Below are 24,863 nucleotides of genomic sequence, written 5' to 3'. Positions count from 1 at the left end.
TTCACTCCGCGGCGCCACGCCGTTCCTCGTTTAGGCGTTCCTCAAAAAAAGCGCGCGGGCGGTGCATCGGATTCTCATCACGCAACATTGCATGTGCAGCGTCGTGGAAATGTTGGGCGGTCGCCGCGATCTCACGCCCGTCGCGGATGATCGAGATAAGCGTATTGAAGGTTTCCTGATAAAGCGCCTGATGCGTCTTCGGCGCCGCCATGATCAGTTGCAAACCAAGCCGCTTGTAAAAATCGATGACCTTATAAATGTTGACGGGGTCAAGCTTTTCAAATGCTTCGTCCATCAGCAACAGCGCTGACTGAGGCGGGGCGTCTTGCGCGCCGCCGAGGTGGTTGCGGTACGCTGCGGATGCGGCGACTCCAAGGCAGATATAGTAAGGCAAATAGCGTTGCCCGCCGCTCGCCTTTCCGCGCCGCGCGTCGACATCGGAAATTTTTTGAAAGTCTTTCTCGGGATCGCAGATATCGATGCTAAACCGAAAATAATTACGGTAATCGGCGAGGTCGCGCAGTTGCCGCCGATGCGCCGCGTCATCATCCGCATCTTCCACCGTCAATAGATCAATCAAAGATTTAATGCGTGCAAAATCTTCATCATTCGGATCAGCGCTTGCGCGCATCAGTGCATTGGCTTTCGGCGCGATCACATCCAGTCGGTCGATCAAGTCACGGACGGCGTCCTTCGCCTGATCGCGCGCTTGCCTGATTTGATACGCCTCGCCCATAAAGGCGGTTCGTTTCAATTCCTTGTTTAGCTCGTCTTTGACGCGATCCACGCGCTCAATATTTGCACGAAGCCTCGCCAGAAAATCATGGACCATGCTTTCGACAAGAGCTTCAACGGCGGCGTCGACTTGCAGCGAGAAGCGGCGCAAAACGGTTTCAGTCAGATGTTTTCCGCGCCGCGCGGCCCAATCATAGAGGAGCGCCGTCTTTTCGCCGTGGATTGCAGGCGTCCACTCAAACCCTGGATGCTGATCAGGTGCGGCGTGGACATAATCTTCGATCGACTTAACGAGTCGAGTGACCGCGCCGCGTTGATTAGGGCCCTTATCTTTTGCCTGATTTTCAAAATGAAGGCGTAGATGCGCTTTAGATTGTTGTCCCTTCGCCGCCTCTAAATATGCTGCGCGCGCACGTCTCATAAACCGCTCAAGCCCGATCGCTTCTCCATGAAGCGGCGCGCGTAATGCTTGGTCGGGTATATGATTGAGGGCCGCCTCAGCAGCGCGTTCCCGGCTTTCGCGATTGGCGTTCATTCCGCCCTTGCGCTCGCCAATCTTGTCAATCAGTGCTCTTTCTTTTTCGCCTTCCTCGCTCTCCTCAGCCCTGGCCTCCTTCAGATGCTCTTCAAGCCCCTTCAACTCCACCATCAAATCGTCCGGCAAACTTGCTTCCAAAGCGGCGACCAAATCCTTCTGCGCTGCGATCGCCTGATCTGCGGCGGCGATCTCGGCAAATAGATGCAATGTCGCTTCTTTACCGTCTTCGATTAGCGTTTTGGCGCGAGCGACAGCCTCATAATTGCCGCGCGCGGCGCTTTCGGCGTCCCTGGCAGCGGACAAATCCGCATCCAAGGCGCGCCGGCTCACAGTGAGAATCGCGATCTGGTCCTTTCGCGCGGCGCGTCCTAATTTGGGAAATGCGTCTAGGCGTCGATACTCAATTCCGCGGCCGTGGGCGAACTTTCCATCTTCCGATGCAGCACGATCGCCGCGGCGGATGTCGTCGGCAGACTGTGCGCGCTTGATCCCGGCAAGGCGCGCATTCAAAAATCCGCGCGCGTATGCATTCTCGGTTGCTACGGCTTCAGCAAGGCTGCCTGCACGCAAGGGCAGAGTTTCCTCTGCCTCGGTTTGTATCAGTTTGACTCTAGACCCCTTATAGTGAACGTCGAAATGCCTGAACGCCTCATCCATCTGCGCCGGCGGCGAGATGACCGCGTCACACCAATCGCCGAGAATGGCTTCGACAATGCCGCGCCATGAGGCCAAATGCGGCGCTATGTCCGCAACCTCAGATAGGGTCGCCGCTTCGATCCGGCTGGCGCTCAAGTCTCTCAAGAACTCTTCTGTGTCTTTTGACAGGCCGCGCCCGCCACTCTCCAATCGCCTCAGTTGTTCGTCGATCTCATTTACGCGCTGCTCAAGCCGTGCATGCTCGCTGGACGCTCGCGCATAGGTCTTTCGAAGCGCTTCAACACATTCCTCCATTTTAGGCGCCGAGCGGATTGTCGATCCGATGGCCTGCGCATCGCGCGGCCAAAGAGGAGCCGAGGCGTCCAGCAATTTTGAGGAAAGGCGGTTTTCTGCAAATGTCACAAGCGCGGGGAATGATGCTTGCGGAAATTGCGGATTGAGCGCAGCGCGCCGCAGTCCTTCTAGCGCCTTCAAAACAGACGCGGCTTCCATGGATTTGACTTTGCGCGTTCCTTCATGCGCCTCTAGCGCAGACCGCGCGCCCTTGAGCTGTTCATAGGCCGGCGTTCCGTCGATTTGCCGCCGTACTGCCTCAATGCGGCGGCGCAAGCCTTCAATAGTATCCTGCCGGATAGGTTTGAAAGCGTTTATCTCATCAAGCTCCTCCTGCATGGCTGCAATTTCACGCGCTTGCCGCGCCAAAATCTCTTGCAGACGGTCATATTCGGCGCGCTGCGCGCCATAAGCCCACAAACGTGTGTTGAATTGATCAGTCATCACGCGAAGACATTGTGTGACAATGCCCTCGACAGCCTTTATCTCCGTTTCAACCCGGGCGATATCTTTTTGCAATTCACGCCACGTAGCGTAGCGCGACTGAAAGGTATCGACGTCGATCGGCAGCTCATCCAACAGAAACTTTTTGACGAAATCCGTCACATTGTTGATATCGCTGATGTCAAATGACAGGGCTTGCCGCATTGCGGCTCGGGCGCGGTCCGGATCAAGCTGGGTCCCTCTGGCGTTCGCATTGATAATTGAATACAGCCGTCTCAAAAACGCTTTATTGTTCTGCCGCTGGAAGGTCTCGAGCGAACGCTTCTTACGAAGCTGCTCATCACGAAAGTTCTCCCACTTCTTTTCGACATAGCCTTCGCGATCCTCATGGACAAAGTCTTTGTGCGTGAGAAGTTCGCCGTCAATAACAAACAATCCGAGGACGGTTTCATCTGTGGAAGTCGCCCGCGCTTCGATCGCGACGCCCGCAGTGCAGCGCCTTTTCCCATCAAGGGTTTCAAAGCCGAGGGCGATGTAGGTGACGCACTCCTCCCGCTCATAGCCGCGCCCGTCATCAAGCTGGCCGAGACATGCCTCGCGCACTGTGCGCCGGTTAGAAGCGCGGCCCTCCGCTATACGGCTGTTGAGATCGAGATAATTCTTGTTGAGACCTGTCATCACGATCTGGATCGCGTCCAGCAGGACCGATTTGCCGGAGCCGTTGCCGCCCAGGAAAACCGCGTTTCCGGGGCCTTCCAACCGGAAATCTTGATTATAGAGATAGTAATTCACCGCCGTGATGTTGCGGAGTACGAAAGCGCCGCTCATGAGGATTCTCCGGCGGCATTTTCTTCGCCTTCGTCTTGGTCGCTCTCCTGTGGTTGGCCGCTGGCTGCGTCCGGATTACGCCATGCTTCCAGGCGCTGCAGAAAGGACGCATCGACGACTTCACGCAATGTCGGCCGCAGCTTTACGTCCACATCGACATCCAGCGTGAAAGAACGGTCGAAATAAACGAGGCCGCGTTTTCGAAAGGCTGAAAGAATTTCTCGCAATTCGCCCGGTTTCAAGCTGCGCGATCCAATGGATTCAAACACCGTGCGAATCTCGTCCTCGGCGACAAGCACATCCGCGCCGTCAACGAAATAGCCCTTCTCCGCGCCTTCATTGTAAAGGAGGCGCAGACATAACAACAAAATTGTCTCTTGAGCGGGAACCCGCGCATTGTGGAATGGATTTGGGGTGACGTAGCCGACATAGCCCCAGCCGTCATCGATCACGAGCCGATAGCCAAAGTTAGCGAACGCCTCCTTGTAGAATTCAGCGTGAGCGACCACGCGATCGTAATGACCGGCGCCGCCGTGATCAGCGCGACTGATAAATTGCCGCTGCAATAGCTTGTTAGCCGTCTCTATGAGATCCTCCGGGCCCGCGTTCGGATCTTTCGCCGCTTCCTGCGCGGCCGCACGCGAGATGATCATGATGCATCGCCCTTCAACCGGATGAGCATGCTCGGACCGGAAATATACGCGCCCTCGCGCTCGCCCTCGCCGCGGCGCAGCTGAAATTTCCCTGGCAATGAAAGCCCGCCCGCGCGCAGCTCATAGAGTATGGCGATGTCCTGCGCACAGACAGGTGCGAATTCGCTCAAGTCTCGATAGTCGGAGGAAGTTGCAAAATCGGAAAGGCGCTCCGCCGCGACGCGTGGCGTCACCGTCATCCGTGCTGCGTAGTCGTCCATCATCCGGTCGCGCAGCAGCGCAACGGGATCCAGTTCCTTGCGCCGCCGCCGGGTTGGTTCGACCGGCTCGCGCGCCTTGCGGGGCGAAGCGAGCGTTGCTGGAGAGTAAGGCACAGGCGGGTTCGCGAAGGGGCTGAGCGCATCCGCTTGTCCTGCGTCGAGGGCATCGAACAGGCCCTTGATCTCCGCACGCAAGGCTTCCTCTTTAACATTGCTCGACGATTCCTGATACCTCACAGTCGTCGCAATGCGTCGCTCCAGCTTGTGCGAGAAGCGTTCAATCGCGTCGAGCTTTTCCGTCAGATCATTAAAGACATCGCGCACACGTTGCAAATCCTCGCGCAACTGCGCGGCGGCGTCCTCTTCCTTGGTCGCCGCGCCTTGTTCAAGCAACGCCAACGCGGCTTCGCGAATGCGCCCGTCGTCATTGATAAACCGGTCGCAAACATCAATGATGCTGCGCTGAAACCGCATCGGATTATACGCCGTGCCCTTAAGGGCGCGATAGTTTTCCAAAAGCAGTTTCTCAACGAAACTCTCCATAAACTGCGTCAGCAGATCAGCAAGACTGTCAGCCTTCATGAGATCGGACTCGATCGAACGCAATGAGCTTAAAACGCCGCTGATCGATCGATGAAGCTGGCCGGCCTGACGGCGCGCGATCCGGACATTCATCGCGGATTTCGCCGGCGCGTCGTAGGCGGCCTGCAAGCCGCTATCGATGAAACCCGCTTCCGCCGAAAGATTGACCTTCAGCTCTTCGCCAAGCTCCTTTAGCGCCGCGAATAGAGCGTGACCCGCGCGCGACATGTTGACTTCAATAACGCGGCCGCTTTCAAACTCTTCAAGCCAACCATCATCGCGCAACCGATTAAAGACGATTGTCTCCTGCGCGGCCCCGTTTTCCGCCTCCTCATCCCCGCTCAAAAGGTCGATGTCACCGAGGGTTTCTCGTAAGAGGCCAAGGATGTCATTCTTATTCGGCGCGCCGGCATAGTCGTCATAAAATTGCTTATAGAGCGCCTCAAGCGCCGCGATGTTGCGCCGACGCGACGGCGACGCAAGCGAGCGAAATAGTGTGTAGGGAATTGTATCCAGTAAATTCACTACGCTTTTTCCTTGTTCAGAGAGGAGCTTTATATAAATCTTTGAAAATGTGATCCTATTTACATTATAGATGCCTGCAAAGACTTAGTCCTCAGGCGCATTTCGCGAACTTCGCTTTCTCCTCTTCTGGTATTTCCTCTGGGTAAGCTTGTTTCTTGGCGCCGCCTTTGGAATGCGAACCATTATATTACTCTGCATTCCAGGCGATCCGGATGAGAAGGGCGCTCTTTTCCCGACCGCTGTTCGTGTCGGGTGGGTAGCTTTTATTCCCGAGCGGTAATATTTTGGGGTCCCGGAAGCAACCTACCGTCAATTATTCCCGTCCGGGAATAAAGCCCTTGATTTCCGCCGAGTATCATCATATATTCCCGCTCGGGAATATGTATATGACGCCAAAAGACATCGGCATAGCCATTCGCGACATGCGCAAACGCCAGGGCCTCCGGCAGGATCAGCTCGCCGGCGCGGCCGGCGTCGGCTTGCGATTCCTGATTGAGTTAGAGGGCGGGAAGGAGACGGCGCAACTCGGCAAGACCCTTGCGGTTCTCGACGCCCTGGGATGCCGGATCACCCTTGATGCGCCCGACAGGATCAAGCCATGACCCAAACTTTGAGCGTTTGGTGGGATGGCGCGGTTGTCGGCGCCCTCAGCGTTGATCGCCATGGCGACATGAGTTTCGCTTATTCGAAAGCGTGGCTCGATAATCCGAAGCATCCTGCGATCTCCATGTCTCTGCCGAAACGCGAAGAGCCGTTCAGCCGCCGTGAATGCCGCCCATTCTTTGAAGGCCTTTTGCCGGAAGAAAGCCAGCGCGAAGCGGCGGCGCGCGCGCTCGGCGTTTCCCGCGGAAATGAATTTAAGCTTTTGAATGAACTCGGCGGCGAAGTCGCCGGCGCCCTCACGCTATGGCCGGAAGGGGAGGAGCCGCCGGCGCCGCAAGCTAAAAATCAAACGCAGCCTCTAAGCGAAAAAGAGCTCATCGCGATTTTGGATGATCTGCCGGTGCGGCCGCTTCTCGCCGGGCGTGAAGGGCTTCGCCTGTCGCTTGCGGGCGCTCAATCTAAACTTCCGGTTGTTATCGTTGACGGCGCCGTTGCGCTTCCTGCGCAAGGAGAGGCGACCAGCCATATCTTAAAACCGCCGATCGACCGCTTTCCCGGAACCACCGAAAATGAAGCGTTCGGAATGCGGCTCGCGCAGAAAATCGGCCTCTCCGTCGCCAGCGTAGAGATTAGCCAAGTTCAAGACCGCTCATTCCTCCTCGTTGAACGGTATGATCGCCGCCGCGGCAATGAAGGTCGGCTTTATCGTCTCCATCAGGAAGATTTTTGTCAGGCGTTGGGGTTCACCTCCGATCACAAATACGCCGCCGAAGGCGGACCCGTGTTTCGTGATTGCTTCGACCTTTTGCGCCGCGCCGCATCGCGTCCCGCAATCGAAATGTTGAAGCTTTTTGATGCGTCGATTTTCAATCTCATCATTGGCAACGCCGACGCGCACGCCAAGAATTTCAGCCTTCTCTATCGTGAAGATGGCGCAATCGAATTGGCGCCGCTTTATGACTTGCTATCGACAGTTTATTACCCGGCGCTCTCGCCGCGTCTCGCCATGAAAATCGCCAAACGCCACACCTTGGAAGAGGTGAAGCCCGGCGATTGGGAGAAATTTGCGGAAGAAACAGGGCTCGGCGCCCGGTACGTCAAATCAAGAGCGGCCGAACTCACGGACGCCGTGGTCAAAGCGACAAAACCAGCCGCTGAAGAAATCGCCGCCGTCGGGCACGACCAGAAATCATTGGGCGAAATCCAATCGCTTGTCACTAATCGCGCCGAAAGTCTTCGCCAGCGCCTGGCCTAAATCGAGCGTTGTGACGCGGAATATGATGCGAACCGGGAGAACAACATGCAAGCGTCCGGCGAAACGAACGGAGAAAAAGCGCTTCAAATCATCTTTGAAGAATCGTTCGTGCGTTTTCTAAAAGATGATCGCGCGCTCATTCTGAAAGACGTGCATGAGCAAAGCCTGTGCAACAGGCTGGCGGCGGCGCTCGAAGCCAATGCAAGGGCCAACGGGTTTGACGCCTATCGGGCAGACGCAGAATACAACCGAAACTACGGAGAGGTGAAAACGATCCTTGATGACGATTTGCGCGAAATCCCCATAACTTGCGATGTCATCCTCCACAGCAGGGGGGAAATTCGGACGAGAGACAATCTGATCGCTATCGAAATGAAGAAAGCCGCTGCTCCAGAGGCGAGGAAGGATAGCGACCGGATGCGGCTCAGAGCGCTCACCAAGCCGTCCGGTGAAGTCTACCCCCTTGCAGGAGCCAATCCCAAATACGTCCGCGGCTATGAGCTCGGGTGCTTTTTAGACATCGACCGTCATGCTGAAACTGCGTTAGTCGAAATTTATCGGGGCGGCGCCTTTGTCGAAAGCTTTACGCAGAAATTTGACGGGACTGTTGAGGCGCGCGCACAGCGCTAATATCCAAATCCGTAAAGTTGCTCGCGCGTCAGTGTTCGTGTTGACGTCATTTGAGGCATCGCTTTCGGTTCAATACGGCTCCCGCATGCGCTTATGGCGCGAGCGCGCCGCGCACCTTAAGATGTTGAGGAAGGCGGAATGCACAAATTGTCCGGCGGGCAATTCAGTCAGAATTGCCACGCGCTTCCGCGCTGGATGAAAATGCACGGCTTACGACAGCGCCTACGCTGACGGCGGCCTGGCGCGCCTGGGAGTCGGCCAGATGGGCGTAGCGCTGCGTTGTCTCGGGCCGAAGGTGGCCGAGCAGCGCGCCGATGATCGGCAATGATAACCCGCTTGATATTCCAAAACTGGCGAAGCTGTGGCGGAGGTCGTGTTTGCGCACATCGGGCACGCCGGCTTCGACGCGAATATCCCGCCAAACAGATTGTGTGCCGCGGTAAGGACCGCTCAGTTTTTTATTGGGAAATACCAATTCATCGTGTCGCTTCGGCGTCACACGGAGAATCTCCAGCGCCTGCGGACAGACTGGCCGGATGGATTTTCCAGATTTCGTGCTGCTGAACCGGAAAAAAGATTGATCGAAGTCGATCTCGTTCCAGCGCAATTCTTCTATCTCCGCCGTTCGGGCGCCGGTGAGTAACAGAAGCTTGACGATCCGGACGCCGGACATGCGCCGTTCCTCCGCTTCCCATTTCGCCAGGACGGCGCCGACCCGGCCAGCCTCTTCCTCGGACAGAAACCGCTCACACTTATTGTCGGGCGCCAGCCTCACGCCGAGCGCGACATTCTCTACGATGAACCCGCGGTCGACAGCGAACGAGAGCACGCTTTTGAAAGTGCTGATCGTGCGCTTCGCGGTTCCTTCGCCGCCCTTGACCTGCCGCAAACCGAATTTCTTCGTCTTAACTTCGCAAGCAGTCTTGCCTTTCGTGATGTCGTCGCGAAGCTTTTCGATATCCCCCTTTGAAAGCGCCCCGATCGGGCGCGGGCCAATCAGCGGCTTCACATGAGCGTTAAGGCGGTTGATGTCGTTCAAAACGCCGGCCGCCTGGCGAGGCTTTCCGGTCCTGCGATTGATCGGCGCAGCCTCTTCCGCCCATAGGTCGATGATGCGCGAAACCGACATGTTTTCATTTTCGGCCTTGCGGATGGCGTCATACCGGTCCTCACCGGCGCGCGCCGCACCGATAAATTTGTGCGCTTCGCGTCGCGCCGCCTCGCAGGTGACGGCGGTCGATTTGCCGATCGTGACCTGACGTTGCTTCGCGCCTCTGCCGACGCCGATCCGGTAAAAGGCGATGTAGGACTTGACCCCCGTCGGCTGCACCCGGAGCCCGAACCCGGCGAGGTCGCGATCCCACAAAGTGTAAGCGCGCTCCATCGGCGAAGCGCCATCGACGACACGTTTGGTCAGCTTGACATTATCGGACGGCATCTGCGACACCGTCCAATAGGCCGTTCGGCCGACATCCTAGCACCGTATTAGCACCAGTGAATTTGACCGCTGCCTTGGAAAGGCAGAAACGAAAACGCGATTTCAAGTCAGCACCATCTCAGCACCGTGGACCAAATTGGGATGCAAACCGTTCGAACGTTTCGCAACGTTCTGCGGGCTGAGGATCACTTTAGCTGATTGAATTCGTTGCTGGATTTAGTGAAATCCACAAGAATGTCGAAAACCTCGGAAATCCTCGGAAATAGTGTAGGGTACAACTCCGAAGGCAGAGGCCACAGGTTCGAATCCTGTCGGGACCGCCATTTTCAACTTATTCATGACGAACGCTGTGGTGCGGACAAAGGCCCTCAACCGTACCGGCTGTTTCCCGGCGCGCGGGACGCCTTTAAGCCGGCTGACTGCAAAGGCTGGTTTGCACGGGCCGCGTCGGTTCTCCGAAGTTAACAACACGCAGCGCTTCCAGGATATTTAATCTTTATACTGATGAATTTGAATGCAGACAAAAAACCGCCGCGAACCTCTCCAAATTCGCGGCGGTTTCCGTAAAGATAAAAAGCGTTAGACCGCTTTCAGATTGCCGGCGGAAGTTTTGCCGCGCTGGTCGATCAGTTCGTAGGAAAGTTTTTGTCCTTCCTGCAGATCGGCCATGCCCGCTTCTTTTACCGCGGAAATGTGCACGAAAACGTCCTTGCCGCCGTCATCGGGAGCGATAAACCCGTATCCTTTGGTTGCATTGAACCATTTAACAGCGCCTGTAGCCATTCTTAGATCTCCTATCCATGGCGTAGTCCCCCTCGTTCAAGAGGTCTTCATAGGCAACCATGTCTTGGGATCTTAAATCGGCCAGAGCGCCCAGGGCGGGCAGAGGTCGTAAGTCGGGCAAAACAAAGTCGCAAAAATAATTTTAGAATACAGGTCAAGTGGGGCGTCAAGGCCGCGCAGAGTGCGCTGAAATCACAATAACATAACGTCGAATGTTATAGCATGTGTTATATCATCTGTTATAGCGTCGAGTGCGCGCGTTATTTCACTGATAATCGTCCGCCCGCCTCATTTGTGATCTCATTGTCTTCAATAATCGGAACAAGGGCTGTTCCGTTCCGGAGCAAGCGGCCGTTGCGGTTGCGGTTGACGATGCGATTGCCGGAAATGACGAGAGCATCAGCGCCGCCGCCCCGGGTCTGGTCGTAATTGATGAGAGTCGAATTATCGCCGTCGGCCGCCTGAATAAAGCTGTTGCCGGTGATGACCACATTCCCGCCCTTGGAGGCGTCGATGGAGTAACTTGTCTTGCCGTCGGCGTCGTCGAAATTCGATCCGGTGATTTTCGTGACGGCGGCGAGCGACTTTACATGGTGGCCGATGCGCGTGCCCGTAAAGCGGCTTTCCGTAATGGTCAGGCTGCGCCCGCTCGCCATATAAATCCCGTGGGAATAGCCGTCGCCATAGCCGTTATTGATAAAGGCTGAGCCGGAAATCGTCACCACGCCTTCGTCCTGGCCGGTCGCCAGAATGCCGTCTTCATTAGTGTCGAAAATACAGTTGATTACAGTGAGATCCATGCCGTCATGGCGGATCCCGGCGCCGTTGAAATCAGGGGCGCGCGCGCCTTTGAAACGGATGTTTTCAACGCGCAGCGACGCATCCCAGAGCGGATTGAGAATGCCTTTTTCCGTCGGGCGCGTCGTGTAGAAAACGACTTCGCCTTCGCCTTTCAGGGTGAGGTCGCGCGGAATTTTGAGATCAGTCAGATCGTATTGTCCCGGAGCAAGCAAAATCGTCTCGCCCTTGCGCGCTTTCGCGACGGCTTTTTCCAGCGCGGCGGCGTCGCTGACGGAAATCTCCGCAGCAGCCGGGCCGGCGCAGCCCCCACAAAATGTCATGAAGGCGACAATGATGATAAAAAAATTCTTCATGCGCAGAGTTTAAGCAAAAGGCGCGCCGCCCGCAGCAGGAAAATTATTGCACCCTTGTGGCGGCGGCGGCCTGGCGCAGGCTGTCGGCAAGCCGCGCGGGCGGCAGGGCGCCGGCGAAGCCGGTGCGTTCGTTGACGATGTAGGTCGGCACGCCGGTGACGCCGGCCTGGCGAAAGGCTTCGGCTTCGGATTTGACCTCCGCGGCGCTTTTCGGATTTTTAAGATCCTGGCGGGCGTTCTCCGCGTCGAGACCGGCATCAGCGGCGATCGCGGCCAGCGTTTCCTCATCGCCGATATCTCTGCCCTCGTCCCAATAGGCCGCATAGAGCGCAAGGGCGAGGCGTTCCTGCGCGCCGTCGAAATGGGCGAGGCGGATGATCTGGTGAGCTTTCAGCGTATTGGGCAGATGCGTCGGTTTCGAGGGATCGAAGGAAAACCCGGCGCCCAGCGCCGCAGCTTTCAATTGATGGATCATCTGCGCGCGCTGCGCCTCGGCGGGGAACTTCTTCGCGTAATAAGCCTGGCGGTCGACGCCTTCCGCGGGCGTGTCGGGATTGAGCTGATAGGCGCGGATGCGCGGCAGAACGATGAACTCGTCTTTCAGGCGCTCTTTTGCGGCGATGAACGACTTGAGACCCACATAGCACCAGGGGCAGACCGGGTCCGCGACGATATCGACGAGAAGGCGCGCGCGGTCGGTCACTTTTGAAATCCCTTGAGGCGATCCATGGTGTCGGTGATTTGCGGATAATCCCTGCGCTGCTCTTCGGCAAGCGCGTCCTCGAGCGCCGGGTTCTCTTCGGCGAACCGGTAAAGATCCTTATACGCCGCAATCGCGCCGGTGCTCGCCGCCGCAATCGCCGCGGCGCATGCCGCAGTTTCGGCGTCGAGCGCATCCTTGTCAGGATAGGCGGCGTTGGCGAGGCCCCATTGCGCCGCCTCGGCGCCGGTGAACGTCTTTGCGGTAAAGGAGAGTTCCCGCGCCTTCCGGACGCCCACGGCGCGGGCGAGATTCTGGCTCATGCCCCAGCTGGGACGCAGCCCCCATTTCGCGTGGGTGTCGCCGAATTTCGCATCTGCCGCCGTCAGGATGAAATCGGCCTGCAGCGCGAGCTCAAGAGCGCCGGTGAAACAAAACCCATGAACCTTGGCGATGACGGGGACCGGGCAATGGCGGACGCTATCGATCGCCGTGATCGACAGATTGTCGAAGACATCGTCCACCTTGCCTTCCTTGAAGGTTGCGCCCTGAAGCAATTTCAGATCGACCCCGGCGGAAAAGGCGCGGCCTTCGCCGGCAAGCACGATCACCCTGGCTTCGCTTTCCGCTTCCCCGATCGCCGCGATGAGCGCTTTCAGAAGATCGGGCGTGAAGGCGTTGAGGGCGTCGGGCCGGTTCAGCGTCACCTCAGCGACGCCATCTTCTATGCGGGATTTGACGAGCGGTTCGGACATAAGGCTATACTCCCGATGTTCGTTTCTTATAGGCCGGCGGCGCCGTTCGGGGCCAGCGCGTCGCACATTACTGAACAGGAAAACCGATATGAAATACCGGATCGGCGCACTCGCCTTGCCATTCGCCGCCATGTTGCTTGCGGCGCCCGCTCTTGCTGAAGAGGCGGCGTTCACAAAAGGGCCGGTATTCGAAGAGTTCGGGCCTGTCGCTGACATCGACTCCGATTTCGTTATCCCGAAAGGCATGGATTTCAAGGTGCGGTTCGATGTGCGCGAGGGCGGCGAGGCCGGGTCGCGCAACCGCAGGCTGGAGACGGCGGCGCGGTTCATCAACATGCATGCGCGCGCCGGTGTTCCTGAAAAGAAGATGAAACTCGCGCTTGTCATTCATGGCAAGGCGGTGAACGACATGACCCGCGCCGCGCATTACGCTGAAGCGGTCGGAGGCGAGAACGCCAATGCGGAAATGCTTGCGGCGCTGATGGACAAGGGCGTGCGCATCATCGTCTGCGGCCAGAGCGCCGCCTACTACGAAGTGACGAAGGAAGACCTCATTCCCGGCGTCGAGATGGCGATCTCCGCCATGACCGCCCATGCGGTGCTGGCCCGCGAAGGCTATGAGCTGAACCCGTTTTAAGAGCTGTCAGGCGACAGCTGCGTCCTTCGCGCTAGCTGCGGGTCAGGCGTTTCAGCCGGATCGTCTTTGAGCCTTGCGAAATAATCCTCGCCGGCCGTTTTGCCTTTTTCAAATAGCGAGCGAATGAGCGCAGGCGAGGGCGGCGTCGTAATTTGAGCGTCGGGCTCATAATCGCCGGCGAACACCACATCGAGGGCGGTCAGCTTTTTCGTCTCGGCAAGCCGTGCGAGTTCTTCCTCCAGCGGCCGGTCGAACATCAGGTTTTTCATATAGGCGTCGATTTCTTCATTGCCCTGAGGGAGTTTTTCGGCGCCGGACGCCATAAGACGCACCAGCAGCGTGCGGTCAGCAGGCCTGTCGGTCAGCGGCGAAAGCGCGGGATTGGCGGTGAAGCCGCCATCCCAGTAGGGCTCTCCGTCAATCAGGACAGTAGGATGAAGATTGGGAAGACAGGCCGATGCCAGCAGCACATCGAGCGTCAATTCCTGATTGGTGAAAAGGCGCGCTTTCGCGGTCGGCACATGCGTCGCCGAGATGAAAAGCGCCGGCGCTTCGGGCGCGCGCAACGCGTCGAAGTCCACATGGGTTTCGAGGGCGCTGCGCAAAGGATTGAAATCGAAAGCGCTGGAAGGATGAAAGGCGCGCCGCCACCATCTTGCCTGCGCCGGAGAGAGCGCAGGGAAGAAGACGAATTTCGCAAGGGCGGACGCGTCTGCGATCTCAGACCAGAAAGCGTCAAGACGCCGCCGCGCGCCTTCCGCGCCTTCGGTCACATATCCCGATGCGAAGAGAGCCGCGTTGACGGCGCCGGCCGACGCGCCGGAGATCGCGTCGATGCGCAGCGCCGGCTCGCGGCTGAGCCGGTCAAGAACGCCCCAGGTGAAAGCGCCGAGGACGCCGCCGCCCTGCAACGCCAGATTGAGCCTTGTCTGCCCGTCATGCCGCAGCTCCGTCTCGCCCACAGCGCGATGATAGGCCCGTCGCAGGCGCTGCCCGGTTGCGGAATGCTGAAGCCAATGTTGAACGCTATCCTGCAGAACCATGGCGCCGCCCCTCAAATGCATGCGGCAGCGATGATCGCAGCAATTCTTTACAACTTATTGTGCATTGCACAAAAATTCGGAATTGGCCGAGGAAGGCCAGGCCGGGCGACCTAACTCTCTGTGATTGCGGATTTATTCAGAAGCCCACGACCCATGCGGCGTCCGCCGGGGTCTTGCCTTCATAAACGTCGGCCCAGGCGCGTTTGACCGCCTCGGCGCCGCTCTCGCGGCGGATAATCAGCCAGTCGCGCGATTTCAAAGCCGCGTCCTTCCAGAACTCGAAAGCCTGTTTTTCAAAGGCGCCGGGCCCCCATTCCTGCGTGCGTTTCTGGATATGGCCCGGCGCGAAAAACATCTCGCTCCGTTCCCGGATGAAACCCGGGCCCATGCCGTTCGCATCGTAGTGGGTGACGCCCACATTGGACGTGTATTTCATGTTGTCCCCGAGATGTCTGTGGAGGCGGCCCAGAACATCGCCGTTCCCGGACATGTCGATGATGACCGAAGAGCGAGAGGCGTCGATCTTTTCAATCTCGTCATAGGTGACGACGTCGCCGTAAAGCTTCAGTTTCTCGACGGCCTTCTTGTTGCGCCCCGACGTGACGCCGATGAGCTTTGGCGCCGATGGATCTGCGGCGATGGCGTAGGCGCAGCCGATAGCGGTTTTCGAGGAGGCGCTCGGGATAATGATCTGCTCTGCGCCGAACCAGCCCTTGTCCTTCATGAAATCGTAGAGACAGAAGGATGTTGCGTAGAGCGGATAGAGAACCATGCGGTCGTCATCCATCTCTTTGTCATAGCCGGGCTCGGCTTTGACGCGGGCGTAAGAATTATAAACCGGCGGCAACCCGGCGCGATGCACTGCGCCATCGAGCAGGCGGTTTTCCTTCACCTTCACGGGAGCCATGACGATATGGCTCGCCATCGGGAAATAGCCATAGAGCCGTTCGCCTGCTGCGATGTCGGGATGTTTCGACTCGACGACATCAGCGAAGCCCCAGACCGGAATGATGCCGTCGCCGTCCTTTTCAACGGGAAAGAATTTCCAGTAGCCGATACGCTCGCCGACGACGCCATAGGTGACGTTGTTGGCGGTCAGCGCGAAACGGTCGACTTTCGCCAGCACCTCGCCCTCTTTCAACGGCGGCGCTTCGCGCGTTGCGATGCGGGTTTCGCCAAGATTGTCCTTGCGGACGATGAATTCGCTGATTGTGGTCATAGCGGCCTCGCTTGCGTCGCTGTCACGCTAACATCCGGGCACGCAAAGGTTGAGCGCGCTCTGCAGTTTTTTCTCCTGAGACGCGAATTCTTCAATAAAACCCAGTGTTGGTGAATAGTTATCCACCGGTTCCGAGGCTGGCGTAATATTCGCGCGGATGAAATTGCGATCGCCGCAAGGCGGCGCCCGCGAAAGGATCGGCCGGATGCAGCAGATTATTCCAAATGGCGCCAGACTCGTCTGCAGACCAGTAACGGCGCGCGTTTGTTTTGGCGCGTCATGCAACGCGCACGCCCTCAGGCGGCGCGAAGTCAGCATGGGCGAGCGTCATGCGAAAGGAGTCCGCCTCATGCCCGCGGCCCAGCGAGAACTGCTTTCTGCTTTCGCCGGTATAGCGGAAGCCGGCCTTTTCGAGCACGCGGCCCGACGCCGGGTTGTCCGTGAAATGGGCGGCCTGCAGAATGTCTGCGCCGAGCTTTTCGAAGGCAAAATGCGCTACGGCGCGCGCCGCTTCGGTGGCGACGCCGCGCCCGCGGAAAGGCGCGCCGACCCAGTAGCCGAGATCGAAATTTCCTTCCGGCCCTGTCACGCCGCAGCAGGCGACAAGCTCGCCCGCCTCACAGACGGCGAAAGCGTATTCTGCGCCGCTATCGAAGACGCCCCCGATAAAAGCGACGAAGCCTTCGGCGTCCTGAAGCGTATAGGGATGCGGAATGCGGGCCGTATTGCGCGCGATGAGTTCGTCATTGCAGAGCCGTGCAAAATCGGGCGCGTCGGCCGCTTCGATCCTGCGCAGGAGAAGCCGTTTGGTGTGGATGACAGTCATGTTCAGCCTCAATGAAAAAAGGCGCCGCAAGGGACGCCTTTTTGAAGCCTTTATATATCGGCGCCCGTCAGCGCCGGAAACGGCGCGGTTATTTTTCGCCCGGAATGACGGAGACGTAATTGCGGCCATCGCGCTTCTCGGCGAACACGACGCGCCCATCGATCAGGGAGAACAAGGTGTGATCCTTGCCGATGCCCACATTGGCGCCGGGGTGGAACTTGGTGCCGCGCTGGCGCACAAGGATGTTGCCCGGAACGACGTCTTCGCCGCCGAATTTTTTCACGCCGAGACGGCGTCCAGCCGAGTCGCGGCCGTTGCGGGAGGAACCGCCTGCTTTTTTGTGCGCCATCTCTTACTCCTTTTCGCCTTTCGCGAGTTTCTTCGCCTGCTCAACCCAGCCTTCGCGCTCAATGCGGCCATGGAAGGAGAGCTTTTCGTCAAACTCTTCGATGTCTTTTTTCTTCCACGCGGCGATCTGCGCGAAAGACGTCACGCCCGCCTCGTGGAGTTTCTGCTCCAGCACGGGACCGACGCCGGAAAGCTGTTTCAGATCGTCCGCGCCTTCAGCCGCAGCGGCTTTCGGGGCGGCCTTTTTGGTGTCGGCTTTCGGCTCTTCTTTTTTGGCCGCTTTCTTGGCCGCCGGTTTCGGCTTGGCGCCGTCCGTCAGGATGTCCGTCACTTTCAGGACGGTGAGGTGCTGGCGGTGGCCTTTTTTGCGGCGGTAATTCTGGCGGCGGCGCTTCTTGAAGACGATGATCTTCTTGTCGCGTTTCTGCTCGAGGATTTCGGCCGCCACGGAGGCGCCGTCGATCATCGGCGCGCCAAGCGTGACGTCGGCGCCGTCGCCGAGCATCAGGACCTCGCCAAGCGTCACGACGTCGCCAGCCTCGCCGGGCAGGCGCTCGACCTTCAAAATATCGTCTTTGGAAACGCGGTATTGCTTACCGCCAGTCTTCACGACTGCGTACATATCCGACTCCGTGAGGCGCATTTTCCGGCCTCAGTGTCCTTTTTCGCCCCGGTTTCTGTCGCCCGGTTGTTTAAAAGAAGCGGGTCTCTAGCCCGGGGAAACTATGCCGTCAAGCGACATTGGGTAAGGTTGGGCCAGAAAACGGAAGCCTGGCGCACAAGCGGCCGCCTGGCCGCCGGCTGGTCAAGCCGCCCCGCCGGAGGCGATTGCGAAGCAATTCGCCGCGAGGCCAAAAATGGCGGAGAGAGAGGGATTCGAACCCTCGGTACGGTTGCCCGCACAACGGTTTTCGAGACCGCCCCGATCGACCACTCCGGCACCTCTCCGCGATGGCTGACGGTCGTTTTCAGCCAGTTGCCCGGGGAATGAGGGTCGAGAGTGGTCGATCAAACCAAGAATAAGCCGGCTTTGCCGGCTGGCGACCACTCCGGCGCCTCTCCGCGGGGAGGGTGGTCTCTAGCGCCTGATTTCCGTAGGCGCAACAGGGATCGTGAGGCCGCTGCTATTTACGACGCGTCACGGGAGCCTATGCTGCGTTGCGGCGGAAAGACTGAGAAAGGATAAGGGATTGGCCCAGAAAAGCGCAAAAAATGCGCCTGAAATGCTGAAGGCCCTGAAGCGCCATCAGGAAAGCGCCGCCGGTGACCCGCATATCAATCCGGTCACGCGGCTCGCCTCCGAACTTTTCCTGGCGCTGGAGGCGGGCGAGGCGGGCATTGACGATCTGGCCGCGGCTGCAGGCGAACTCGGCGACGACGCCTTCGAAGACCGCGCCCGGAGTTTTCATCGGCGGCGCGAGGGCGGGATCAGTGCGGAAGAGGTTCTGAAGCGGCTCGCATCGGAAGGCTTTGAGGCCTTCCGGCGGAAAGTCGAGCGCGCCGGCGCGGGCGTCGTCTTCACGGCGCACCCGACCTTTGCGCTGGGCGCCGCAAAACGCGACCTGATCGCGCGATTTCCCGAAGACATCGAGGGGCTCAAAGACTGGCGCAAGGAGCTTGCCGCGTTGGCGGGCGCGATCAAGGACGACATCACGCTGCGATACGAGCATGAAGAAGCGCTGAAGGCGATCGCGCACGCGCAAGGCGCTTTGCGCGCACTCAACAAGGCGATTATGAAAACCGCGCGCGGCGCCTTTCCCGGCCAATGGGCGGAGTTGCGTCCAAATCCGGTGAGCATAGCAAGCTGGGTCGGTTACGACCTCGATGGGCGCAGCGACATTCACTGGGGCGAAACCATCCGCATCCGGATTTCCGAAAAAGCAGCGCAGCTTCGCAGCTATGAAAGCGCGCTGAATAAGCTCGCCGCCTTAAGCGATGATGACGACCTCAAGTCCATGCAGGCGACATTCACCGCGGCCGCGGCGCTTGCAGAGAGGCAAGCCGAGGCTTTCTCAGGCGATCTCAACGATCCGGGCGTTGTCACACCGGCTGCCAATCTCCTGACAGGAGAAGAGCCCGGAAGGCTGGTCTCGCTGGCGCCTTTTATCGACCGCCTCAGCGACAAGATCGCCTCATCCGACGATCCCGACCTTCAGGAAGCGCTGATCCTGTTGCGCGCGGAAATGGAAGCTTACGGTCTCGGCCTTGCGCGCATCCACTTGCGGGTGAATGCGGCGCAGGTGCGCTCGGCCCTTCGCGCCGATCTCGGGCTCGATCCCGACACTGGGTTCCTCGGCCGCTCGGCCCTCGACATCGCCGCCCGAAAATCGACGGAAGTGAAAAAACGCGCCGTCAATTTCGGTTCGGTGTTTCTGGAAAAGATGACCGCGCGACGTCAGTTCATGCTCTGTGCGGAGATTTTGAAACATGTCGATGCGGAGACGCCCATCAGGTTTCTGATCGCCGAATGCGAGGCGCCAGCGACCGTCATGGGCGCGGTTTATCTCGCCCGGCTTTATGGCGTCGATGAAAAACTCGACATCTCGCCGCTCTTTGAAACGCCCGAAGCGCTGGAAAGCGGCGGCCGGTTTTTAGAGCGGCTTCTGCGCGAGCCGGAATATCGCGACTATGTCTCGGCGCGCGGGCGCATGACGATCCAGCTCGGCTTTTCCGACAGCGGCCGCTTCATGGGGCAATGCGCCGCCGGTCTCACCATTGAACGGTTGCAGGTCTTGTTTGCGCGCGCGCTCGCCGGGGCCGACATGACGCATATCGAGGCGCTCGTCTTCAACACCCATGGCGAATCCATGGGCCGCGGCGCACATCCCGGCTCGTTCGCCGACCGGCTCAATCATCTGGCGACGCCATGGGTGCGGAGCCGGTTTGCGAAGGAGGGCATACCCTTCGCCGAAGAATGCAGTTTTCAGGGCGGGGAAGGCTATCTCCATTTTCAGACGCCGGCGCTCGCTCAAGAAACGCTAACGCTCGTCTGGGGCGGGATAGCAACGCAAGATCAGGGCGATCCCAATGACCGCTACTACGCCGACATTAACTATTCCTGGGATTTTTATCGCGGATTGAAGGCCTGGCAGGAAACCCTCTTTCAGCGCACGGACTACCGCCGCGTGCTCGCTGGTTTCGCGCAACGTTTTCTTTATAAAACCGGGTCACGGCAAGCGAAACGCGCCAAAGGCGGCGGCTTCGATTTGAGCGCGCTGCGCGCCATTCCGCACAATGCGCTCCTGCAACAATTGGCGGCCCCGGTGAATGTGTCAGGCGGATATGGTTTCGCCGCAGGGCGCGAAATGGACCGTCTTGTGGAGCACATCGAAGGCTCGAAGCGCATGCAGGACCTCACCGTTCTGGCCGCCCATGCGCGCGCGCTGACGGAACTTTCGGTCTTGCGCGCCTATGCGACGCTTTACGCCCCGGCTTACTGGTCGCAGCTTGCGACTGCAGCAAAAGGCGGACCAAAGGCGGAAGATTATGAAGATGTGCAAAAAGCTTTGGGTGAAGGCGAGGCTTCAGCGGCCTTTCACCATCTGACGGATCACCTCGCACAGGATTTCCGCCGTTTCGATGTCATCTTGAAGGCCCTCGATCAAAAGCAAACCGTCGTCAACCGCGACAGGCTTTGCCTTCTCCATGCGATCCGTCAGGCGTTGATGGCGAAAGCGGCCGTTCTTGTGGCAAGCGCGCCGCCTTTTTCGCGCCGCCACGACATCGCCCATCAGGACCTCATCGCCATGACGCTTGACTGGCGGCTTGAAGAAACGATTTCGCTGCTCGCCGAAATTTTTCCCGCACAGTCGAACGCTGGCGCGGTCTTTTCAGGGCTTCAGGAAGAAGTCGACGATCACGCCTTTGAAGGCGGCGCCTATCCTGAAATCCATGCAGAGATCATCGAGCCTTTGCGCAAAATCGCCGCCGCATCGCGGACGCTGGCGCAAGGCATTGCGAACCACTATGGGGCATTCGGTTAGCGATTGAAGGCTTCGTAGAAATGCTTGCGGCAGAGCGGGATGTAGCGGTCATTGCCGCCAATCTCGATCTTCTCGCCGCTGGTGACGGCGTTTCCGTCGGCGTCGATGCGTAAATTCATCGTCGCCTTGCGGCCGCATTTGCAGATCGTTTTGAGTTCCCGGATTTCATCGGCGATGGCGAGAAGGCGGGCGCTGCCCTCAAAGAGTTCGCCCATGAAGTCGGTCCGGAGGCCGTAACAGATCACAGGCATGTCGAGTTCATCGACGATGCGCGCAAGCTGCATCACCTGTTCATTAGTCAGAAACTGCGCCTCGTCGAGAAAGACGCAAGCCGCTGTCATGCCCGCACTTTCTTTTTTTACGATCTCGAAGAGATTGGTCGCGACGTCGAAAACATGGGCTTCTTTCCTGAGGCCGATGCGCGAGGCGATGATTCCCGCCTCGATGCGGTCATCGATCTTCGCGGTGAACTCGATCGTGTCCATGCCGCGCTCGCGATAGTTGAAGCTGGCCTGCAGGAGCGTCGTCGACTTGCCGGCGTTCATGGCGGCGTAATTGAAATAGAGTTTGGCCATTAATAGTCGTCTGCGAAGCGGCCTTCGCCTTCATGCGTGATCGGCCCGGTCATGATGATGTGATTGTCGCTGTCGCGCCATTCGATGGCGAGATCGCCGCCATCGAGCGTCACGGTCGTCTTGCGCGCCGTCAGGCGCCGGCGGTGGGCGGCGACAGCCGCGGCGCAGGCCGCGGTGCCGCAGGCCTTGGTGATGCCGACCCCGCGCTCCCAGACGCGTAACCGGATGGCGTGTTTGCTAAGGACTTGCGCGACCGAGACGTTGGCCTGTTCGGGAAACAGCGGATGATGCTCGATCATGGGCCCGAACTTGTCGAGCGCCTGGGCTTCGGCGTCTTCGACGAAAAAGATGCAATGGGGATTGCCCACATTGACGGCCGAAGGCCCCCAAAGGACCGGCTTGTCGATGGGGCCGAGCTTGATGTCGACGAAGCGCGTGTCGTCCATCTGCTCGGACAAAGGAATGTCGCGCCAGCCGAATTTAGGCTCGCCCATGTCGACGGCGATGCGCGTCTCGCCGACACGACCCGCATGAAGCAATCCTGCGAGCGTCGAGAAGTCGACCTCGTTTGCGCCGGTCTCTTCCATCAGCAGCCAGGCGACGCAGCGCGCAGCGTTGCCGCAGGCGCCGACTTGCGATCCGTCGGCATTGTAGACGCCCATGAAAACGCCGTCATAGCCTTTGCGGTGTTCTAGCGTGATGAACTGATCGCAACCAGGGCCGGTTTTCGGATCCGACGCCTTGCGGATTGCATCCTCGTCAAGCGCCGCCGGATCGTCCCGCAGGTCAAGAATGATGAATTCGTTGCCGAGCCCGTTCATTTTCAGATAGGGCCGCCCGGCGAGAGCCGTCGGAGTCTGGGATGCTTCTTTCGGCGATGTCGGGGCTGCGTCGGTCATAGAAGGGCTCGTCAGAGAAATGCGCGGCAAGAGCGGCTTCGCGTCTTTTACGGGCGGCGGCGCTGATGACGTGGTCTGTCTTCTCCCAATAATGCGGCCGAAATACAGCCTGCCATAAAGCTTTATAGGCGGCGAGAGAGCTTAGCAACCAGTAGGCGGGGGCTGTGAGGGCAAAAGGCGCTAACCCTCGCCAACCGCGCTTCAACGGTCCGATCGCCATTGTAAGGATGAACACAAAATTGCCGGCGACAAGCGCGAAGAGATTGAGCCAGACCAGGGGCGCTGGAAGCAAACCTTGAAGCGTCTGCGGGCGGGCGAATGTCCAGAAAAGGAACAGCCCCCACATGATCGGGTTGATGATTGCGCTGAAGACATTCCCGGCGACGAAGAGCTGGACGGCGAGAAAGCCGCGCCAGCCTGTGGTGGCAATGATCCGCTGCGGGCGGCGCATATGAACGAGCCATGTTTGCACATAGCCCTTTAGCCAGCGCGAGCGTTGGCGAAGCCAATTTCCAGTCTTGCAGTTGGCTTCTTCAAACGTCGTAGAGCCGATCACTTCGACGCTGTAGCCGAGGCGGGCGAGCCTTAGACCAAGATCGGCGTCTTCGGTCACATTATAAGGGTCCCAGCCGCCTACGGCCCTCAGCGTTTCAGTCCGGAAAAAATTCGATGTGCCGCCGAGCGGTATGGGCGCACCCATCTTCTGCAAGGCGGGCAGGAGCCAGTCGAACCAGAGGGAATATTCGAGGGTGAAGAGACGGGTCAGCCAGTTTTCATCGTGGTTGAAGTAGTTGAGCCGGGCCTGCACGCAGGCCAGTGTTTCCTCTCGGGCGTGAAACGCCGCTGCGGCTTTGCGAAGCTGGTCGGCCTCAGGCTGATCTTCCGCGTCGTAGATGACGATCAGTTCGCCGCGGGCCATTTGAAGGCCGACATTGCAGGCTTTTGGTTTTGTTCGCGGTTCGCAGGGTGGGACAATAATCATCTCGTAACGCTCCGCGAGCCCGAGCCTGAGGGCTTCTTCTGTGGTTCCGAGATCGTCCTCTTCGAGCAGAAGCTTCACGTCTTTCTTGTGCTCGGGGTAATCGAGACGATCCACATAACAGGCCAAGAGCGGCAACGCGGTTGCGTCCTTGTAGAGAGGGAGCAGAATTGTGATGACCGGAAGATCTTCGTCATGGAGAATATGCAATGGCGCCGCATCGATCTTGTCATCCCATCCAAGCGCCAAAAGGTAAAAGCGGAAACATACGGCTGCTGTGAAATAAACCGCAGTCACCGAGTTAAAGATCACAAATACGGCGAGGGGCCATTGGAAGGCGACGATCGCAATCAGGGATGTAAGCATGACTGCGACAACAGTTTGTCCGCGCGACAGCAAATGCCTGGCTGATTCTTCAGGCCGCAGACGCGCAAGATTGTTGACTGCGTAATCTAACGCGGCGGGAGAGGCTCGGTTCTGAGAAAGACCGGACGGCTTTGAGCCGCGGAAGGGATTTTCCGGAAAGATTGCACGTTTATTCTTTTGAAACGTGGTCAAAAGGCGCTCCAGAACCCGATAAAGTATGTGCGTCCCGGCGCGACGTTTCTCACGGAGACGTCCTCTGTCATTCCAGCCTGAACGGCCCAACGCCGGTTGAAGCGGTAAATAACGGAGGGCTGGATTTTGACGATGTCGTAATCTGCGCCGCTGTCGTTTTCGTTGCGAAGCGACGTCACTGAAAAGGTCTCGAAAAGCAAAACCCAGTGCCTGCCCGGTTCAACGCCGAGCGTTCCTTGCGTCCGCATGACGTCTGCGGCGTCGCCAATGCGCTTTCTGAAACCGATCTCGCCGGCCGCGAAGATCTTAACGGGTTCGAACAACAGATTGCGTCCGTAAAGCCCGCCTAGCTCCACGTCCGCCCCGCCTGCGCTAAGACTCGGGCGGGCGCCGGACTGAAATGCAGCGGGCTTTCCCGCAGACAGCTTGACCGATGCAGCCTGTCTTATGTCTCGCAAAAATTGATACTGAGCGAAGCCCTCGACTTCGGAAAAACCACTATCGCTAAAATTTCCGGCGCTGTTCGCAAGCCAGGAAGTCCCGTAGATCACTTTGCCGCCAATGGTGATATCTTCGGTCAGTCCGAATTCTATGTGGGTGTCGCTGTCTACGCTTTCGAAGACCCCATCTGCAGGGTCGTCGGGGGAATCGCCTTGGAAATACTTCGTGCTTGAAATGACGAGGAGTTCGCCGTCAAAGCGCGCCCACGGAGAGGCATGTGCCGCGCTGGTCAGCGCGGCCGCTATTGCAAGCCACGATAAAATTCTTCCGCTTGCGGATTTGAAAGCTCCCCCGCTCCCCACCGTTTCGCCTTTCTGGCTGCCCCGGAGAGGCGACTATTTCAGAAAGAGCAAGAACAGGCTAGACCCGAATAAATAAAAGGCCCGACTGTCCTAAACAGCCGGGCCTTTTTGTTGATGGGT

General features: G+C 58.5%; 22 protein-coding genes and 1 tRNA gene. 5 read left to right on the top strand and 18 right to left on the bottom strand.

The genetic code is table 11. The features are described from left to right. Position 1 precedes the first annotated feature (1 nt). Genes ACQY5P_RS09780 through ACQY5P_RS09770 form a run of 3 tightly spaced genes read right to left on the bottom strand, consistent with a single transcriptional unit; the run spans position 2 to position 5,555 of the window. Positions 2–3,535 carry an SbcC/MukB-like Walker B domain-containing protein gene (locus ACQY5P_RS09780; protein WP_428410559.1) on the bottom strand — a complete coding sequence of 1,178 codons (3,534 nt, stop codon included), beginning with the start codon at positions 3,533–3,535 and terminating at the stop codon, positions 2–4. Further along, positions 3,532–4,188: a DUF4194 domain-containing protein gene (locus ACQY5P_RS09775; protein ID WP_428410558.1), complete on the bottom strand. Its 657-nt coding sequence runs from the start codon at positions 4,186–4,188 to the stop codon at positions 3,532–3,534. The genes ACQY5P_RS09780 and ACQY5P_RS09775 overlap by 4 nt, the downstream gene beginning before the upstream one ends. Next, positions 4,185–5,555: a Wadjet anti-phage system protein JetA family protein gene (locus ACQY5P_RS09770; protein WP_428410557.1), complete on the bottom strand. Its 1,371-nt coding sequence runs from the start codon at positions 5,553–5,555 to the stop codon at positions 4,185–4,187. Before ACQY5P_RS09770 ends, ACQY5P_RS09775 begins: the two co-directional genes overlap by 4 nt. Before the next feature lie 380 nt (positions 5,556–5,935). Here ACQY5P_RS09770 and ACQY5P_RS09765 point away from each other — a divergent pair, with 380 nt between their 5' ends. The 3 genes from ACQY5P_RS09765 to ACQY5P_RS09755 are packed head-to-tail and all read left to right on the top strand — an operon-like array spanning position 5,936 to position 8,043. Next, complete coding sequence (locus tag ACQY5P_RS09765; RefSeq protein ID WP_428410647.1) at positions 5,936–6,157, top strand: helix-turn-helix transcriptional regulator; 222 nt, start codon at positions 5,936–5,938, stop codon at positions 6,155–6,157. Continuing rightward, complete coding sequence (locus ACQY5P_RS09760; RefSeq protein ID WP_428410556.1) at positions 6,154–7,413, top strand: type II toxin-antitoxin system HipA family toxin; 1,260 nt, start codon at positions 6,154–6,156, stop codon at positions 7,411–7,413. Before ACQY5P_RS09765 ends, ACQY5P_RS09760 begins: the two co-directional genes overlap by 4 nt. 45 nt (positions 7,414–7,458) lie before the next feature. Then, a complete protein-coding gene (locus ACQY5P_RS09755) occupies positions 7,459–8,043 on the top strand; it encodes a hypothetical protein (protein WP_428410555.1) in 585 nt (194 codons plus the stop codon). A 163-nt stretch (positions 8,044–8,206) separates the two neighbouring features. Here the strand turns inward: ACQY5P_RS09755 and ACQY5P_RS09750 are convergent, their stop codons facing one another. The 5 genes from ACQY5P_RS09750 to ACQY5P_RS09730 form a co-directional block, all read right to left on the bottom strand. Then, positions 8,207–9,481, bottom strand: a complete 1,275-nt coding sequence (locus ACQY5P_RS09750) for a tyrosine-type recombinase/integrase (RefSeq protein ID WP_428410554.1) — start codon at positions 9,479–9,481, stop codon at positions 8,207–8,209. Positions 9,482–10,060: 579 nt separating this feature from the next. After that, positions 10,061–10,264, bottom strand: coding sequence for a cold-shock protein (locus ACQY5P_RS09745; RefSeq protein WP_428410553.1), 204 nt, complete (start codon positions 10,262–10,264; stop codon positions 10,061–10,063). A 260-nt stretch (positions 10,265–10,524) separates the two neighbouring features. Then, complete coding sequence (locus ACQY5P_RS09740) at positions 10,525–11,418, bottom strand: NosD domain-containing protein (protein ID WP_428410552.1); 894 nt, start codon at positions 11,416–11,418, stop codon at positions 10,525–10,527. Positions 11,419–11,461: 43 nt separating this feature from the next. Continuing rightward, positions 11,462–12,121, bottom strand: coding sequence for a DsbA family oxidoreductase (locus ACQY5P_RS09735; protein WP_428410551.1), 660 nt, complete (start codon positions 12,119–12,121; stop codon positions 11,462–11,464). Further along, on the bottom strand, positions 12,118–12,873 hold the full coding sequence (locus ACQY5P_RS09730) for an enoyl-CoA hydratase/isomerase family protein (RefSeq protein WP_428410550.1): 756 nt from the start codon (positions 12,871–12,873) through the stop codon (positions 12,118–12,120). The genes ACQY5P_RS09735 and ACQY5P_RS09730 overlap by 4 nt, the downstream gene beginning before the upstream one ends. 88 nt (positions 12,874–12,961) lie before the next feature. Between ACQY5P_RS09730 and ACQY5P_RS09725 the strand changes: the two genes are divergently transcribed. Beyond that, positions 12,962–13,510 carry a DsrE family protein gene (locus ACQY5P_RS09725; RefSeq protein ID WP_428410549.1) on the top strand — a complete coding sequence of 183 codons (549 nt, stop codon included), beginning with the start codon at positions 12,962–12,964 and terminating at the stop codon, positions 13,508–13,510. Here the strand turns inward: ACQY5P_RS09725 and ACQY5P_RS09720 are convergent. The 6 genes from ACQY5P_RS09720 to ACQY5P_RS09695 form a co-directional block, all read right to left on the bottom strand. Beyond that, positions 13,507–14,553 carry a patatin-like phospholipase family protein gene (locus ACQY5P_RS09720; RefSeq protein ID WP_428410548.1) on the bottom strand — a complete coding sequence of 349 codons (1,047 nt, stop codon included), beginning with the start codon at positions 14,551–14,553 and terminating at the stop codon, positions 13,507–13,509. The genes ACQY5P_RS09725 and ACQY5P_RS09720 overlap by 4 nt on opposite strands. A 136-nt stretch (positions 14,554–14,689) precedes the next feature. After that, positions 14,690–15,772 carry a DUF2855 family protein gene (locus ACQY5P_RS09715; protein ID WP_428410547.1) on the bottom strand — a complete coding sequence of 361 codons (1,083 nt, stop codon included), beginning with the start codon at positions 15,770–15,772 and terminating at the stop codon, positions 14,690–14,692. A 277-nt stretch (positions 15,773–16,049) separates the two neighbouring features. Then, complete coding sequence (locus ACQY5P_RS09710; RefSeq protein WP_428410546.1) at positions 16,050–16,598, bottom strand: GNAT family N-acetyltransferase; 549 nt, start codon at positions 16,596–16,598, stop codon at positions 16,050–16,052. An 88-nt stretch (positions 16,599–16,686) separates the two neighbouring features. Further along, positions 16,687–16,947, bottom strand: a complete 261-nt coding sequence (gene rpmA / locus ACQY5P_RS09705) for a 50S ribosomal protein L27 (protein ID WP_428410545.1) — start codon at positions 16,945–16,947, stop codon at positions 16,687–16,689. Positions 16,948–16,950: 3 nt separating this feature from the next. Next, on the bottom strand, positions 16,951–17,568 hold the full coding sequence (locus ACQY5P_RS09700; protein ID WP_428410544.1) for a 50S ribosomal protein L21: 618 nt from the start codon (positions 17,566–17,568) through the stop codon (positions 16,951–16,953). Positions 17,569–17,804: 236 nt separating this feature from the next. Further along, positions 17,805–17,894: transfer RNA gene (locus ACQY5P_RS09695), tRNA-Ser, on the bottom strand. Positions 17,895–18,169: 275 nt separating this feature from the next. On the opposite strand from ACQY5P_RS09695, the gene ACQY5P_RS09690 reads away from it, so the two are divergent. Continuing rightward, positions 18,170–20,929: a phosphoenolpyruvate carboxylase gene (locus ACQY5P_RS09690; protein ID WP_428410543.1), complete on the top strand. Its 2,760-nt coding sequence runs from the start codon at positions 18,170–18,172 to the stop codon at positions 20,927–20,929. Here ACQY5P_RS09690 and ACQY5P_RS09685 read toward each other — a convergent pair. The 4 genes from ACQY5P_RS09685 to ACQY5P_RS09670 all read right to left on the bottom strand — a co-directional run bounded on the left by ACQY5P_RS09685 (position 20,926) and on the right by ACQY5P_RS09670 (position 24,743). Next, positions 20,926–21,504 (bottom strand): thymidine kinase, encoded by a 579-nt coding sequence (locus tag ACQY5P_RS09685; RefSeq protein WP_428410542.1) that lies wholly within the window; start codon positions 21,502–21,504, stop codon positions 20,926–20,928. The two genes, ACQY5P_RS09690 and ACQY5P_RS09685, sit on opposite strands and share 4 nt — an antisense overlap. Next, on the bottom strand, positions 21,504–22,403 hold the full coding sequence (gene dapF, locus ACQY5P_RS09680) for a diaminopimelate epimerase (protein ID WP_428410541.1): 900 nt from the start codon (positions 22,401–22,403) through the stop codon (positions 21,504–21,506). Before dapF ends, ACQY5P_RS09685 begins: the two co-directional genes overlap by 1 nt. Further along, positions 22,291–23,748, bottom strand: a complete 1,458-nt coding sequence (locus ACQY5P_RS09675; protein WP_428410540.1) for a glycosyltransferase family 2 protein — start codon at positions 23,746–23,748, stop codon at positions 22,291–22,293. The genes dapF and ACQY5P_RS09675 overlap by 113 nt, the downstream gene beginning before the upstream one ends. 188 nt (positions 23,749–23,936) lie before the next feature. Further along, on the bottom strand, positions 23,937–24,743 hold the full coding sequence (locus tag ACQY5P_RS09670; RefSeq protein ID WP_428410539.1) for a hypothetical protein: 807 nt from the start codon (positions 24,741–24,743) through the stop codon (positions 23,937–23,939). Between the last annotated feature and the right edge of the window lie 120 nt (positions 24,744–24,863).

The organism is Hyphococcus sp. (assembly GCF_965267305.1).
GTDB lineage: Bacteria > Pseudomonadota > Alphaproteobacteria > Caulobacterales > Parvularculaceae > Hyphococcus.
Note: the sequence above shows the minus strand (reverse complement) of the source record. Positions and strands in the feature narration are given on the sequence as shown.

Coding starts and splice junctions, on each gene's coding strand:
- ACQY5P_RS09780 (WP_428410559.1), bottom strand. CDS start 3,535: ATGAGCGGCGCTTTCGTACTCCGCAACATCACGGCGGTGAATTACTAT.
- ACQY5P_RS09775 (WP_428410558.1), bottom strand. CDS start 4,188: ATGATCATCTCGCGTGCGGCCGCGCAGGAAGCGGCGAAAGATCCGAAC.
- ACQY5P_RS09765 (WP_428410647.1), top strand. CDS start 5,936: ATGTATATGACGCCAAAAGACATCGGCATAGCCATTCGCGACATGCGC.
- ACQY5P_RS09760 (WP_428410556.1), top strand. CDS start 6,154: ATGACCCAAACTTTGAGCGTTTGGTGGGATGGCGCGGTTGTCGGCGCC.
- ACQY5P_RS09755 (WP_428410555.1), top strand. CDS start 7,459: ATGCAAGCGTCCGGCGAAACGAACGGAGAAAAAGCGCTTCAAATCATC.
- ACQY5P_RS09750 (WP_428410554.1), bottom strand. CDS start 9,481: ATGCCGTCCGATAATGTCAAGCTGACCAAACGTGTCGTCGATGGCGCT.
- ACQY5P_RS09745 (WP_428410553.1), bottom strand. CDS start 10,264: ATGGCTACAGGCGCTGTTAAATGGTTCAATGCAACCAAAGGATACGGG.
- ACQY5P_RS09740 (WP_428410552.1), bottom strand. CDS start 11,418: ATGAAGAATTTTTTTATCATCATTGTCGCCTTCATGACATTTTGTGGG.
- ACQY5P_RS09730 (WP_428410550.1), bottom strand. CDS start 12,873: ATGTCCGAACCGCTCGTCAAATCCCGCATAGAAGATGGCGTCGCTGAG.
- ACQY5P_RS09725 (WP_428410549.1), top strand. CDS start 12,962: ATGAAATACCGGATCGGCGCACTCGCCTTGCCATTCGCCGCCATGTTG.
- ACQY5P_RS09720 (WP_428410548.1), bottom strand. CDS start 14,553: ATGGTTCTGCAGGATAGCGTTCAACATTGGCTTCAGCATTCCGCAACC.
- ACQY5P_RS09715 (WP_428410547.1), bottom strand. CDS start 15,772: ATGACCACAATCAGCGAATTCATCGTCCGCAAGGACAATCTTGGCGAA.
- ACQY5P_RS09710 (WP_428410546.1), bottom strand. CDS start 16,598: ATGACTGTCATCCACACCAAACGGCTTCTCCTGCGCAGGATCGAAGCG.
- rpmA (WP_428410545.1), bottom strand. CDS start 16,947: ATGGCGCACAAAAAAGCAGGCGGTTCCTCCCGCAACGGCCGCGACTCG.
- ACQY5P_RS09700 (WP_428410544.1), bottom strand. CDS start 17,568: ATGTACGCAGTCGTGAAGACTGGCGGTAAGCAATACCGCGTTTCCAAA.
- ACQY5P_RS09690 (WP_428410543.1), top strand. CDS start 18,170: ATGCTGAAGGCCCTGAAGCGCCATCAGGAAAGCGCCGCCGGTGACCCG.
- ACQY5P_RS09685 (WP_428410542.1), bottom strand. CDS start 21,504: ATGGCCAAACTCTATTTCAATTACGCCGCCATGAACGCCGGCAAGTCG.
- dapF (WP_428410541.1), bottom strand. CDS start 22,403: ATGACCGACGCAGCCCCGACATCGCCGAAAGAAGCATCCCAGACTCCG.
- ACQY5P_RS09675 (WP_428410540.1), bottom strand. CDS start 23,748: ATGCTTACATCCCTGATTGCGATCGTCGCCTTCCAATGGCCCCTCGCC.